12 protein-coding genes and 1 pseudogene are annotated in these 13449 nt (G+C 43.8%); 7 read left to right on the top strand and 6 right to left on the bottom strand.

Features of this window, described 5'->3' with window-relative positions; genetic code table 11:
- Positions 1–17: 17 nt before the first annotated feature.
- From VL121_RS17765 to VL121_RS17745, 5 genes are all read left to right on the top strand, one after another.
- Positions 18–1976 carry a glycoside hydrolase family 127 protein gene (locus tag VL121_RS17765; protein WP_325407856.1) on the top strand — a complete coding sequence of 653 codons (1959 nt, stop codon included), beginning with the start codon at positions 18–20 and terminating at the stop codon, positions 1974–1976.
- Positions 1977–1982: 6 nt separating this feature from the next.
- Complete coding sequence (locus tag VL121_RS17760; RefSeq protein WP_325407854.1) at positions 1983–3143, top strand: trans-sulfuration enzyme family protein; 1161 nt, start codon at positions 1983–1985, stop codon at positions 3141–3143.
- 107 nt (positions 3144–3250) lie between these two features.
- The gene (locus VL121_RS17755) at positions 3251–4711 is read left to right on the top strand and encodes a TolC family protein (protein WP_325407852.1); all 1461 of its coding nucleotides are present in this window, start codon (positions 3251–3253) and stop codon (positions 4709–4711) included.
- Positions 4712–4728: 17 nt separating this feature from the next.
- Positions 4729–6135 carry an efflux RND transporter periplasmic adaptor subunit gene (locus VL121_RS17750; RefSeq protein ID WP_325407850.1) on the top strand — a complete coding sequence of 469 codons (1407 nt, stop codon included), beginning with the start codon at positions 4729–4731 and terminating at the stop codon, positions 6133–6135.
- A 115-nt stretch (positions 6136–6250) separates the two neighbouring features.
- Entirely contained in the window at positions 6251–7288 is a 1038-nt protein-coding gene (locus VL121_RS17745; protein ID WP_325407848.1) for an NAD(P)H-dependent glycerol-3-phosphate dehydrogenase, read from the top strand.
- Between the two features lie 139 nt (positions 7289–7427).
- Here VL121_RS17745 and VL121_RS17740 read toward each other — a convergent pair whose 3' ends face one another.
- Complete coding sequence (locus VL121_RS17740; protein WP_325407846.1) at positions 7428–8042, bottom strand: HAD family hydrolase; 615 nt, start codon at positions 8040–8042, stop codon at positions 7428–7430.
- Positions 8043–8329: 287 nt separating this feature from the next.
- On the opposite strand from VL121_RS17740, the gene VL121_RS17735 reads away from it, so the two are divergent.
- Together VL121_RS17735 and VL121_RS17730 are read left to right on the top strand one after the other, a co-directional pair.
- The gene (locus tag VL121_RS17735) at positions 8330–8704 is read left to right on the top strand and encodes a VOC family protein (protein WP_325407844.1); all 375 of its coding nucleotides are present in this window, start codon (positions 8330–8332) and stop codon (positions 8702–8704) included.
- Positions 8705–8732: 28 nt separating this feature from the next.
- Positions 8733–9092, top strand: coding sequence for an SAM-dependent methyltransferase (locus VL121_RS17730; RefSeq protein ID WP_325407842.1), 360 nt, complete (start codon positions 8733–8735; stop codon positions 9090–9092).
- A 58-nt stretch (positions 9093–9150) separates the two neighbouring features.
- Here VL121_RS17730 and VL121_RS17725 read toward each other — a convergent pair whose 3' ends face one another.
- The 5 genes and pseudogenes from VL121_RS17725 to VL121_RS17705 all read right to left on the bottom strand — a co-directional run bounded on the left by VL121_RS17725 (position 9151) and on the right by VL121_RS17705 (position 13265).
- Entirely contained in the window at positions 9151–10575 is a 1425-nt protein-coding gene (locus tag VL121_RS17725; RefSeq protein WP_325407840.1) for a sulfatase family protein, read from the bottom strand.
- Between the two features lie 276 nt (positions 10576–10851).
- Positions 10852–11025 (bottom strand): annotated as a pseudogene (locus VL121_RS17720) (fibronectin type III-like domain-contianing protein); the annotation flags it as partial.
- A 12-nt stretch (positions 11026–11037) separates the two neighbouring features.
- Positions 11038–11256: a glycoside hydrolase family 3 N-terminal domain-containing protein gene (locus VL121_RS17715; RefSeq protein ID WP_325407838.1), complete on the bottom strand. Its 219-nt coding sequence runs from the start codon at positions 11254–11256 to the stop codon at positions 11038–11040.
- A 126-nt stretch (positions 11257–11382) separates the two neighbouring features.
- Entirely contained in the window at positions 11383–12045 is a 663-nt protein-coding gene (locus VL121_RS17710) for a GDSL-type esterase/lipase family protein (RefSeq protein ID WP_325407836.1), read from the bottom strand.
- Positions 12046–12290: 245 nt separating this feature from the next.
- Positions 12291–13265, bottom strand: coding sequence for a T9SS type A sorting domain-containing protein (locus VL121_RS17705; protein ID WP_325407834.1), 975 nt, complete (start codon positions 13263–13265; stop codon positions 12291–12293).
- Between the last annotated feature and the right edge of the window lie 184 nt (positions 13266–13449).

Raw genomic sequence — 13449 nt, 5'->3', positions numbered from 1 at the left:
AATTGAAAACGAAGGATATGAAGAAAACGCTTTTAATGATTTCGGTTATATTTTCTGTAGCCACGGCAGCGTCACAAACCTCCTTGCAAAAGCTATACCCGGTAAGTTTTTCGGATGTAACCATTACAGACCCCTTCTGGAAACCGAAAATGGGAACCGTTGCTACCGCTACACTTGATGCCTGCGTAAATTACACGCAGGATAAAACCGGGCGCATCCGCAATTTTGAAAAAGCAGCCAAACATTCCGGCAAACATGAGGGCATATATTATGACGACTCTGACGTGTATAAGGCCATTGAAGCCATTGCTTATTCCCTCAAAAATTACCCCAACCCCACGCTGGAAAAGCATACGGATGAGTGGATTGAAAAGATTGCCGCGGCGCAGTTACCGGATGGCTACCTGAATACCTATTATATACTAACGGATATAAATAAGCGCTGGACGGATATGGAAAAACATGAGGACTATTGCGCCGGTCACCTGATAGAAGCCGGCATAGCGTATTATAATACCACCGGGAAAAATAAGCTGCTGCATACTGCCATCCGCTTCGCCGATCATATTGATTCCGTTTTCCGGCAGCAAAACAGGCCATGGGTGAGCGGACACCAGGAAATTGAGCTGGCGCTGATGAAACTCTATCACCATACACAAAATAAAAAATATCTTGAGCTGGCAAACTGGTTCCTTGATCAGAGAGGACGCGGGAATGGCAAAGGTGTGATCTGGGATCAATGGAAAGACCCTGCATATTGCCAGGACGGGCTGCCTGTAAAGGATCAGCGTAAAATAACAGGGCATGCCGTAAGAGCGATGTATTTATATACCGGCGCCGCCGATGTGGCGGCCGTTACCAATGATGCAGGATATATTACGGCCATGGATTCCATATGGCAGGACGTGGTATTTCACCATATGTATATTACAGGAGGTATAGGCGCACAGGGAAGTAATGAAGGATTCGGCAAGCCCTACGATTTGCCCAACGCCACCGCGTATTGCGAAACCTGCGCCTCTGTGGGTATGGTATTCTGGAACCAGCGCATGAATATGCTTTCCGGCGATGCGAAATACATTGATATACTGGAAAGAAGTTTATATAACGGCGCATTAGATGGCTTATCGCTCTCGGGCGATCGCTTTTTTTATGGTAACCCCCTGGCAGCTTCGGGTAACCATAACCGGAGTGAATGGTTTGGCACAGCCTGTTGTCCATCGAACATTGCCAGGCTGGTAAGCTCATTGGGTAATTATATCTATGGAACTTCAAAGAATGCCGTGTGGGTGAATATATTTGCAGGCAGCCATGCAATGGTACAACTGAACAAAAACAAAGTAAACCTTAGCATGGAAACCGGTTATCCCTGGAAAGGAAATATAAAACTGGCGGTATCGCCGGCAAAAATGCAGCAGTTTGAATTGCGCATACGTATTCCGGGCTGGCTTTCCACGCCTGCTCCCGGCAACCTGTACCATTATGAAACACCGGAGAAAGATGTTCCGGAAATAAAAGTGAACGGAACTCCGGCGCAATATACCGTTGATGAGGGGTATGCCGTAATAAAAAGGGTTTGGAAAAAGGATGACATAGTAACCATGGAATTGCCTATGAAAGTAAGGAGAATTATAAGCAACCCGGCAGTTAAGCAGAATGAAAACAGGGTAGCGCTTCAGTACGGTCCGCTGGTATATTGCGTGGAAGGCACCCCTAATGACGAATTTGATGCAGGAAGCGTAATAGTTCCTGCCGAAACTAATTTTGAAATATCGTATGACGCTTCTTTACTGGGCGGCGTAAACGTGTTGCGCTTTAATGCTCCGGTGGTTACCATACACAAAGATGGTCTGTCGGTTTCCACGATAAACAAAAAAATAACGGCTATCCCTTACTATAGCTGGAACAACAGGGGCGCCAATGACATGCAGGTATGGCTGCCTTCAGCTATTCAGCAAATAAGTATAAATGAATAGTTTTTTATGGATATTTCCTATATCATTAATGAACTGGGTGAAGAACGGGAACACTACTTTAATGCTGTTGCGCCGCCCATTATACAAACCAGCAATTTCGCCTTTAAAAAGGTGGATGACATGCGCAGGTTGTTTGAAGATGAGTATAGCGGCTACATCTACAGCAGGGGGCTGAACCCAACCATTGATATCCTCCGCAAGAAATTGGCCGCGCTTGATGAAGCCGAAGATTGCCTCGTATTTAACAGTGGCGCCTCGGCCATATTTGCATCCGTGCTGGCCAATGTAAAAGCAGGCGATCACATTGTTTCGGTTGAGAAGCCCTATTCCTGGGCGCAACAAATGTTTAATGTAATATTGCCACGTTTTGGCGTAACAACTACTTACGTGGATGGAACGCAGATAGAAAATTTTGAAAGAGCTGTTTTACCCAACACTTCCGTCATATACCTTGAATCGCCCAATTCGTGGGGCTTTGCATTGCAGGACCTGCAAGCAGTAGCCGAACTGGCCAAAGCACAGGGCATTATTACTATTTGCGATAACAGCTATTGTACTCCTTTATACCAGAAACCGTTAGCGATGGGCATTGATATTGCCCTGCAATCGGCCACAAAATATATAGGCGGCCACAGCGATGTAGTGGCCGGCGTATTAACGGGGCGCCGCGAAATGATGGCTAAAATATTTAACAGCGAGTATCTTACCGCAGGAAATGGTATTTCGCCTTTTAACGCATGGCTGCTGATCAGAGGATTAAGAACCCTTCCCATACGGCTGCAAAAAGTAACGGAAAACACAAAAGTGGTGCTGGCCTATCTGAAAGCGCATCCAAAAGTGGAAGCTGTATTGTTTCCGCACGATGAAAGTTTTCCCCAGTACGCATTGGCGAAACAGCAGATGCAGGGCGCCTGCGGACTTTTATCATTTTATCTCACAGTGGAAAAGATTGAAGAGATCGTACAATTTTGTGAAAATCTTAAGCATATTCTTATGGCCGTGAGCTGGGGTGGCTATGAATCTTTGATCATTCCCGGATGCGCTTCCGTAGCTCCTGAAGCATATGATATTACCCAAAGGCCGCAACGCATGCTGCGGCTATATGTAGGACAGGAGGAACCCGCCTATATCATTAAAGACTTAGAGCAGGCGCTAAATAATACATGAAGGGTTTTGCCAAATGTTTTTTTAGTTGAATATTTGTAAGATAAACAGGAAGTTGCCTTCTTTTAATAAGAGCAGGTTACCTGTTGCGGATATTATAAATTTGTTTCATGAGGAAATTATTATGCTACCTGGTTGTATTTGCAACCTTAATGGCTAACCCAACTGCCAATGCACAAACAACTATAAAATGGGATCTGCGGCGTTGCGTGGAATATGCCCTTACCAATAATGTTTCTGTAAGACAGGCTGATATCCAGGCAAGACTTTCCGCTATTGCGCTAAAACAAAGCAAACTGGCACAAATACCTTCACTTAACTTTTCGGGCAATCACGGTTTTCAATTTGGGCGATCGCTTGATTATACAACGAACACATACACAGATAATAATTCAATGTATCAGCGATTAGGTCTGAATACAGAGGTGAATTTATTTAACTGGAATAGCCAAAAGAATACGATAAAATCAAATGATTATAACTACCAGGCCGATGCGGCGGCGGTAGATAAAGCAAAGAATGATATCGCGCTGAATGTTGCCCGGCAATACCTGCTGGTTTTATTAGACATGGAGCAGGCCGAGGTAACAGGTATACAATTAAAACAAAGCCAGGCGCAATATCAAAATACCCGTAAACAGGTAGATGCAGGCGCGCTGCCCGAATTAAGCGCGGCAGAACTGGAGGCCCAGGTAGCCAGGGACAGCGCTAATCTTATTACCGCACAAACACAAATAGAAGTAGACAAACTTGCACTGAAAGCATTGATCAATCTTCCGGCAGACGCCGGATTTGAACTGGATATTCCCCCGGTGGAACAAATACCCGTGGATAATATTCTTGAAATTTCGCCCGCAACCATCTATGTTATGGCTACCCAGTCGCAGCCACAAATCAAGGTCAATAACCTGCGCCTGCAGGCAGCTCAAAAAAGCTATGAAGCCGCGAGGGGGAAACAATATCCTACGATTTCATTATTTGGACAGTTGGGCACAGCCTTTAACAGTTCTTTTAAAGCTTTTAGTGAAGTCAGCCGGGGCGACCAGCAAACTCCTGCCTACATACTGAACGGAACAGATAAAATATATGTGTATACGCCGCAAACCGGTACCGTTAGCAGTAAAAAGCGTTTCGGGCAATTGTGGGACGGATATGGTACCCAGGTAAAAAATAATTTCGGACAAGGCATTGGAATTGGTTTAAGCATTCCCATTTTTAACGGCTGGTCGGCGCGTGCCAATATAGAAAGAGCCAAATGGGATATAAAAAGCAAAGCGCTGGTCATAGAGCAGGATACCTTACAGTTAAAGCAGGATGTATATACTGCGTTTAATCAGGCCCTGGGTTCCTTCCATACTTTCAATGCGCGGCAAAAGGAAGTGTCAACCGCGGAACGCTCATTTAACCTCGCTTCCAAAAGATATGATATCGGGGCTATGCAAACCATTGAATGGCTTACCAATCAAAGCAATTTATACAATGCCAGGATCAATAAACTTATTGCCCAATACGATTATGTATTTAAAATGAAAGTACTTGAATTTTATAAGGGACAGGGCATCAGATTATAACTTCTAAACAACAACACATGAATAAAAAACTGCTATGGATTATTATTAGCCTGGTAGCGTTAGTAATATTACTGGTCGTGTTGAAAAAAAACGGCGTAATAGGTAAGGAAGAAGGCATAAAAGTGTCTTCAGAAAAAGTAATACGCAGGGATATTACAGAAATTGTAACGGCAAGCGGTAAGGTCTATCCCGAAATAGAAGTAAAGATCAGTCCCGATGTTTCGGGCGAAATAACGGAACTCAATGTAGAAGAAGGCGACAGTGTAAGAAAGGGGCAGGTGCTGGCACGCATATACGCCGACATTTATGCCACCCAGCGCGATCAGGCAGCAGCGCAGGTTGCCGGACAGCAGTCGCTGGTATCCAATGCACAGGCTCAATTGGAGGCGTTAAAGTCATCGCTGGAGTTGGCCAAACTTACTTATAACAGGCAAAAGCAGCTATTGGATGATAAAGTAATTTCAAAAGCAGAATTTGAGCAGGCCGATAATACCTTAAAAACAGCGCAGGCCAATTATGATGCCGCTACGCAAAGTGTTCGCAGCAACCAGGCGCAGGTAAAAAGCGCGGCGGCCAACCTGCAAAAGGCCAATAAAGACCTGAGCAGAACTGAACTGATATCGCCTATGACGGGCGTGGTGTCTTTATTAAATGTAAAGAAAGGCGAAAGAGTAGTAGGCAACTCCATGATGGCGGGAACTGAAATGATGCGTATAGCAGATATCAGCGTGTATGAAATAAGAGTGGAAGTAGGCGAAAACGATGTGCAGAAAATTGACCTGGGCGACACTGCCATTATTGAAGTAGATGCTTATAACAACCGTAAGTTTAAAGGCATTGTTACGCAAATTGCCAGCAGCCAGAAGGGAGCGGCTTTGCAAACTGCCGCCTCATCGGGCTCCGGCACTGATGTTACCAATTACGAAGTAAAGGTCCGCATTCTCCGCGATTCTTATGCCGATCTTTTTGATCCTTTGAAACCCAAAAAATTTCCTTTTCGCCCTGGCATGAGCGCCAGCGCCGATATACAAACCAAAACACACAGGAATGTACTTTCTATTCCTATTAACGCTGTAACCACACGCGATAAAAAAGATACGGCAAGTGAAGGCGTTAAAGTGAAAGACGTTAAAAAAACAGACCAGGCCGCTACCGGCAGCAATAACGCAAATAATGAAAACGCTCCCGCCGCTGCATCAGACGATCTGCTGGAAGTAGCATTTGTGTTGCAAAAAGATAATACCGTGAAACTGGTAACGGTAAAAACAGGCATACAGGATATTAATAATATTGAAATAACAGAAGGGCTTAATGAAGGAGATGAAGTGATCACCGGGCCTTATACCATCGTGAGCAAAACGCTGAGAAACAAATCGAAGGTAAAGGTGGTACCTAAAGAGCAATTATTTGAAATAAAGCAATAAAGGGAGTTTGGAAGTTTGCTGTTTATGATGGGATTATCTTCAAAAACTATAAACTACAAACTATAGCCCTATTTTAAAAGTTTGAGGCCTACTTTTGAGGCTCAAACTTTTTTTTATGCAGTTTGGCATTATCGGCAGCGGAAGCTGGGGAACGGCATTGGCAAAAATGCTTACGGGCAACGGCATACCTGTTAACTGGTGTGTACGCAATGATGCCATAGCAAAGCATCTTATGAAAAGATTGCACAACCCCAACTACCTGCAATCCGTGTCTTTTGATGCAGGCTTACTCACCCTCTTTACCAATGCCAGGCAGGTATTTGCTGCATCAGACCATATCGTTATCGTTACGCCTTCCGCTTATGTAATACAGCAGTTTTCCGGCATTACGGCAAAAGACCTCGCAGGAAAAAAAATTATTTCCGCCGTTAAAGGTATTTTACCGCAACAGAACCTGTTGCTAAATGATTACCTGAAAAAAAAGTTTGATTTCAGCATTGACGATTATTTTACTATTATGGGGCCCTGCCATGCCGAAGAAGTGGCTGCGGAAAGATTATCGTACCTTACTTTCTCAGGAACAAAGCAGGCTACCACAAAAGCTATTGCCGGTTATTTTTCCACGCCCTACATTAATACTATTGTCAATCATGATATATATGGTGTACAATATGCGGCCATACTCAAAAATATTTATGCTGTAGCGGCTGGTATGGCAAACGGACTTGGGTATGGCGATAACTTTTTAAGCGTGCTGATCGCCAACAGCGCCGATGAAATGGCGGTTTTTTTGCGTAAAGCGGGTATACGCAATGTAAAAGTGGGCGTTCACACCGCGGCCAGCGCCCTTCATGTAAAAAAATCACCAAACTATGCCGCTTCCGTTTACCTCGGTGACTTGCTGGTAACCTGTTATTCCCTGTTTAGTCGTAACCGGAGCTTTGGCGCATTAATCGGCAAAGGACATTCCGTTGTTTCTGCTCAAACAGACATGAAGATGGTGGCTGAAGGATATAACGCAGCCCGCAGCATTCATGAACTCAATAAAGAGATCGGCGCCAGTATGCCTATCGCCGAAAACATTTACCAGGTATTATGGAAAAAGCGTTCCCCGCGTGTTGCTTTTAAATATATTGAAGACAGCCTGGTGTAAAAATGCCCTGGTTCGTGTCTCACGAACCAATTTCCAAATGCCCTGGTTTGTGTCTCACGAACCAACTTCAAAGCTCGTGTTCGTGCGACCCGGCTTTCTCTTTCCCCAGCTTCCGGTTCGCATCGAGAGCCGGGGCTATCTATAAATCAATATCAAGAATAGACATGCCTGGTTTGATATGTATTCCTTTTAAACCCGTAGCTTCCGCGCCTTCAATATTTAAGATAGAATCGTCTATAAAAACTGTTTTTGAGGGGTCAAGATTATTTTCTCTGATGATGTACGCATACGATTCCTTATCGGGTTTGCGCATACCTAAGGTATGGGAGTAATAGGCTTTTTCGAAGTGATCGTCAAAAACATTGCCGTTAAATGCGTCTGCATACATTTTTCTGAAAGTGGTTAAATGCAGGGCATTGGTATTGCTGAACAGGAACAAGCGGTATTTGGTTTTAAGGCGGTGCAATAACGCAATCCTTTCTTCGGGAAAATAACCCAGCATGGCATTCCATGCCGTCACAAGTTCTTTGTCCGTTAAAGGCAGCCCGGCTAAATTTCTCAGCGCTTCCATGAATTCCGCATCCGTTATGCTGCCCACTTCATATGCTTTGAAAAAAGAGGAAACATTACCACTGCGGAAAAGTGTATTGTAATCTTTTACACCCAAAGCCGTAAAATGTTGTTCAGCGCGGGGCATATCTAATGTTAGTATAACGCCTCCCAGGTCGAAGATCAGGTTTTCAATATTTTGCATGGGCTAAAATACGGAGGATTTTATAAAGATATGTATTGCAGCAATCGGGACCGGTTCTTCTTCTTTTTTCTATACCTCTTTTCGTAACCAACATGTTTCTACTTCCATCCTGTTGTGGGGTAAATATTAATGCGGAGGAGCTGGCTTTATATTCAGTACGAATGATCTGTTCCCGTCCCTGTGTATCCGGTCAGGCTGTGTGAAACAATGCCCAAACAATGCCCCTTTTTTTCAATTTTGTTTTGCAACAACTAAATACTTTTGTTCTTATTATTAAATGCATAAATATGAACATTCCAAACGGTCACCAGCAGCTAATGCCTTATTTGATATCAAAGAATCCCAGGGATTTTATCCGCTTTGCTTCAACTGTGTTTGGCGCTGTGCCCGGCAATGAGCATTTAAGGGATGATGGCATTACCATTATGCATGCCGAAGTAAAAATAGGTGAATGCACTATTATGTTTGCGCAGGCCACGGAACAATGGCCTTCGCAAACAGCTAACCTTTTTATTTATGTAACCAATGCCGATGCAAGCTATGCTACTGCGCTTGAAAACGGCGCTTCATCACTGATGGAACCCGCCGATCAGAGCTATGGACGCGCCTGCGGCGTAAAAGATCCTTCGGGAAATACCTGGTGGATCACAGGCGTACAATAAAGATTCATAAACACATCAACAAATATGAATGCACACGGAAATGCATGAACGCTATAAATGGGCAATAGCCCTGCTCAACATTCAGGCGGATGATCAGGTACTTGAAATTGGCTGTGGCACAGGTATTATGGCCGAACAAATTGCCATGCGGCTAAGGAGCGGAAGACTGCATGCTATTGACAAGTCGCCGGCACAAATACAAAAAGCCATAACGCGCAATCAAAAATATATTCAATCCGGCAAAGCGGTATTCAACACCATGGCGCTTGAAGCAATGGATGAAGCCGAACGCTTTGATAAGATAACCGCCTTTAACGTAAATGTATTTCTCAAACCTAACCCGCCGGCATTACGGTTGATCCGGCAAATGTTGAAGGTGAACGGTTAGATTCTTATGATTTGAGTTAAAAAAATACAAACCATAAACTCACAAACCATAAACTTCCTCAATACGTTCCCCTGTATAAATTATCTCCTTTTATAGGAGCTGCTCTTTTTAGCGGTATCTGCAACCCGCCTGTTTTATCTAACCAGTTAAACAATTCGGTTTTCAACAGCAGGCCTGTTTTCCTGTAAGCTGTATCGCGTATGAGGTTGTTCATTTCATAGGGATCAGCTTGCAAATCATACAGTTCATTAATATCCCACACACCATTGTAATAAATATACTTATAGCGATCCGTTCTTAGCGCAAAAGTGGTAGGAGTTTGGGGAAAAGCCTGCTCCCAGTAATACTCATAAAACACTTTGTCGCGCTGCCAGGCTGCTGTCTGCCCCTTCAATAGGCCCGCAAAAGAATAGCCCTGCATCTGCGATGGTTTATCAACGGCAGCCAGTTGCAGGAATGTAGGTGCAATATCCACATTCATGATCACCTGTTCCAGTACCGATGAAGGCTTTACCATACCCGGTGCCCATACCAGCATGGGAACCCGCATAGATTCTTCATAAGCGTGCCGCTTATCAATTAAGCCATGCTCGCCAAATGAAAAGCCATTATCACCCATATACACAACTATGGTGTTTTGTTCCTGCCCGTTCGCTTTTACCCATTCTAATACTTTCTCAATACTATCATCAACAGCCTGCAGGGTTTCGAGATAGCGCCGGTAAAAATCATCAAAAACAATAGTGCCGTGGTACATATAATCCACCCCATGCCAGCTATACCGTTGGTTGCGTACCCATTGCGGAATATCGCGGTAATTTACTTTTGTTTGAGGGGCCGTAACAGTGCCGAATGTTTTGCTACTATCCGTTACCGTTAGATACATGGAAGGCGGGCAAACTATCGGAATATCCGCATATTTCCCTTTGTGTCTTTTGGCAGGATAAAATTCGGCGTGCACACCTTTATGCGACAAATAAAGAAAAAAGGGTTTGCTTTTACTGGTTTTATCTAACCAGTTGATGGCATAATCCGTTAGCAGGTCGGTAGTGTAGGTGCTGTCGGCAAATCTTACTTCTTTACCATTAATATTAAACACCGGGTTATAGTATACACCCTGGTCGCGGAAACTGATCCAGTAATCGAAGCCCGGCTGGGGATTAGCATTATTGGTGGCACCCATATGCCACTTTCCCAGGAACGCAGTTTGATAGCCTTTTTGCTGCAGGTACTGCGGAAAGAATTTAAGACTTCCGGGCAATGGAGAATTATTATCTACAACGGTATGGGTATGCGCATACTGGCCGGTTAATATAGACGCCCTGCTGGGAGAACACAGGGCCGTAGACACAAATGCATTCTTTATATGCATCCCTTCCCGTGCCATGCGGTCCATACCCGGCGTTTGCAAGCCCTGTATTTTATTCATGAAGCCCATAGCATCGTAGCGATGATCATCCGCCAGTATGAAAATGATATTCATGGGCTTTTGGTTTCCCGGTTGAGGGAATGCACACTTTGCGGATGCGATGAACAGCAGCAATAACAGAAAACGCATATCGTTCTTTTTAGTGAGGTTGCAAGATACAGGTTTCAGGTTTCAGGGTATAAGTTACGGCAATAAGGTATCAGCGATCAGGTGAGAACTACTAATAATAGGATAAACACTCTCATTCTCACTTCCCGCCTTTCACTTCTCTCTTCTCACTTTTTTCTTCGAATTTCGGGATTCCGTCTTTGGATTTTAAATTTAGTTTTATTAAGGTAGTAATTTAAGATCAACACCTTTCACATCCCTGCTGTTGGTTCCAATAAAAATTTTAAAATCTCCGGGTTCGGCAACATACTGAAGATCGCTGTTATAAAATTTCAGGTCGCTTACTGACATGGTGAATTCAACTTTTTTGGATTCACCGGGTTCCAGTCCAATTTTTTGAAATCCTTTTCATTCCTTTACCGGGCGGGTGATACTGCCCACGCATATATCCATAGCGGCTTTGTATGGAGCGAGGTATTCGTTGTACTTCTTTACACGACTCATATTGGTGGTGTTGTAATCGCGTCCGTCTTCGGCTGCGCCATACAATGCAAAATGTTTAATACAGCACATTAATGTATGATTGGCAGACAGAATGAAGGCAATAACAATAAAGAGGAGTTTCATAAGCAACTATTTAAGACTATAAAAAGATTGCTTCAACTACAATTTGCTCATGGAAATTAATCCTCAACACAGTGCTCCTTTCACTTCTGCCCTCTCACTTCTCACCACTGACCACTCACAACTCACTTATTTCAGATAAGGTCCTATCGCTTTTTGCCATATCGCATAGCCGTTCTTATTCATGTGCAGCATATCCTCAACGAATAGCTCCTTCCGGGGTTTGCCATTGGCGTCCAACATTAAATGATAGGCATCAACATACACGGTTCTCTTTTGCTTCTTTAAAAATTCTTCTATGGCCCAATTGCCCGCGTCCATTTTGTGCATCAGGTGCGCCCGGCTGGGACTGGGTTTCATGGAAACATACAACACCGGTATTTTGGGATATTTATTCCTGATCATTGTAAAGAATGTAATAAATCTTTGCGTAACCGTTGCAGCACTAACGGTATCGGATGCTGCGAGGTCGTTTTCGCCACAATAGATCACCACCTGCTTGGGATCATAGGCAAAAACAATATCATCGGCATAACGGATCAAATCGGGCAGCGATGAGCCGCCAAAACCGCGGTTAATAATAGTGTGTTGTGGGAAATATTCCTGCACATCTTTCCAGAAGGTAAACGATGAACTGCCAATGAACAGAACAGCCTGCTTTGGAGGGAAATGGGCGCTGTCGAGTTTTTTGAAATGCTGTATATCGTTATAGAAAGGGGGTTGCTGAGCATATACAGTTGTTACAACAAATACAATAAGGAGTACAGTAATGATCCTGGTTATGATTTTCATTCACAAGTTATTAATCATTTCAAAAATACGACTGATTCAGGCTTTAGCGGCGATTATAATCAAATAATATACCTCACCCATATAAGGGTAAAGGTTATTGAAGGTAAAACTTTCTGTTAACTAAGGCGCGATGGGGGTACAGCCTTCCGGTATGATGGCTGATATAAAGGACTCCAAACCTTTGCAACATGCAGTTGCCAAAATTCGGAGCCCTGATGATCAATGCCGGTAAATTAAAATTCTTGTTATTGTATCAGCAATTGCTGGTGCGACACATGCTTTCCATTTTTGATTATTACAAAATACACGTCTGTTCTAAGTCCTCCAATGCTCAGTTTAATTTGTTTTTGTCCCTTTACGTTTCTACTCTTTTTCATGAGGATCTGATTAACGTTATAAACTGAAACTTCATAATTTAAGTCCTCATCCTTAGCCATTTTACCTTCTGGCGAGCTTTCATCTTTTACAGCCGTTATGGTTACATAATCATTAGTAGGGTTGGGTGACACTATATATCCATAACCTCCGGAGCTTACCGCAAATGCTACCGTTTTGCTGGTAGCGCCACAACTGCCGGTTCCGCTCATATAAAAATTAGAACTTTGGCCTGCGGAAAAATTTAAGCTAAGTATTCGTGTAGAACTATTATAGCCCCACGACCCCGTACCTGAAGTTCGGGAGCAACCTATTGAAGTGGTTCCTGGCAATATCAGATCCACATCGGCATAGCCGGCTTTAATAAAATTAACGGTGTTCATCTCTTTATTGGATTGTCCGGTTTGCCGTACTGTACCGCCAACACCGGCTGCAGCCACTGTAATATTCGCGTTTTCAGTACTGGCAAAGCCGCAGATATTTCTTGTAAGGCTTATAACGCCCGCGCCGGTGTAGCCCGGCCCTAAAGTTACCTGGTTGGTACCCTGCCCGCCGGAAATATAGAGCTTCCCGTTAACCAACCAGTTGTAGGTAGTATTTGGGGTAGCTGTAACAGAAAAATTACGGGTTGAATAAGCGCACCAGATGTTAAAATCACCTGTTATAGTGGGAGGTGTTAAGACTGATACGTTCGTGGTATTTGTAGTTAAGGCCCCGGTATTATTAGGATCAAGCCAATTGCTTAAGCGTGTTGCATTGGTACCGCCGCCTGCCCAGGAAATGTCGAAACTACCATACCAATCAGGTGAATTAGGGGTCGAACAAAAAGAAGTTCCGCCGTGCAATTGTCCAATAATTCTATCATTGCGATCAAGTAGGGGTGAGCCGGAAGAGCTAGTCTCAGTAATTCCTTGATTCCAGGTTACCTGCCAATGACCATTTGGATCATATCCAGTACCTCCACCAGTCCTTATTAAAGGGCCGCCAGAGCCACTTATCTTCATCAGATCGCCCTTCGGATGATGTATG

Source organism: Agriterribacter sp. (genome assembly GCF_035497235.1).
Classification (GTDB): Bacteria; Bacteroidota; Bacteroidia; order Chitinophagales; family Chitinophagaceae; genus Agriterribacter.
Note: the sequence above shows the minus strand (reverse complement) of the source record. Positions and strands in the feature narration are given on the sequence as shown.

What these genes read in the sequence shown, in the direction of transcription:
- VL121_RS17765 (WP_325407856.1), top strand. Translation starts at nt 18, where the DNA reads ATGAAGAAAACGCTTTTAATGATTTCGGTTATATTTTCTGTAGCCACG.
- VL121_RS17760 (WP_325407854.1), top strand. Translation starts at nt 1,983, where the DNA reads ATGGATATTTCCTATATCATTAATGAACTGGGTGAAGAACGGGAACAC.
- VL121_RS17755 (WP_325407852.1), top strand. Translation starts at nt 3,251, where the DNA reads ATGAGGAAATTATTATGCTACCTGGTTGTATTTGCAACCTTAATGGCT.
- VL121_RS17750 (WP_325407850.1), top strand. Translation starts at nt 4,729, where the DNA reads ATGAATAAAAAACTGCTATGGATTATTATTAGCCTGGTAGCGTTAGTA.
- VL121_RS17745 (WP_325407848.1), top strand. Translation starts at nt 6,251, where the DNA reads ATGCAGTTTGGCATTATCGGCAGCGGAAGCTGGGGAACGGCATTGGCA.
- VL121_RS17740 (WP_325407846.1), bottom strand. Translation starts at nt 8,042, where the DNA reads ATGCAAAATATTGAAAACCTGATCTTCGACCTGGGAGGCGTTATACTA.
- VL121_RS17735 (WP_325407844.1), top strand. Translation starts at nt 8,330, where the DNA reads ATGAACATTCCAAACGGTCACCAGCAGCTAATGCCTTATTTGATATCA.
- VL121_RS17730 (WP_325407842.1), top strand. Translation starts at nt 8,733, where the DNA reads ATGCACACGGAAATGCATGAACGCTATAAATGGGCAATAGCCCTGCTC.
- VL121_RS17725 (WP_325407840.1), bottom strand. Translation starts at nt 10,575, where the DNA reads ATGAATATCATTTTCATACTGGCGGATGATCATCGCTACGATGCTATG.
- VL121_RS17715 (WP_325407838.1), bottom strand. Translation starts at nt 11,256, where the DNA reads ATGAAACTCCTCTTTATTGTTATTGCCTTCATTCTGTCTGCCAATCAT.
- VL121_RS17710 (WP_325407836.1), bottom strand. Translation starts at nt 12,045, where the DNA reads ATGAAAATCATAACCAGGATCATTACTGTACTCCTTATTGTATTTGTT.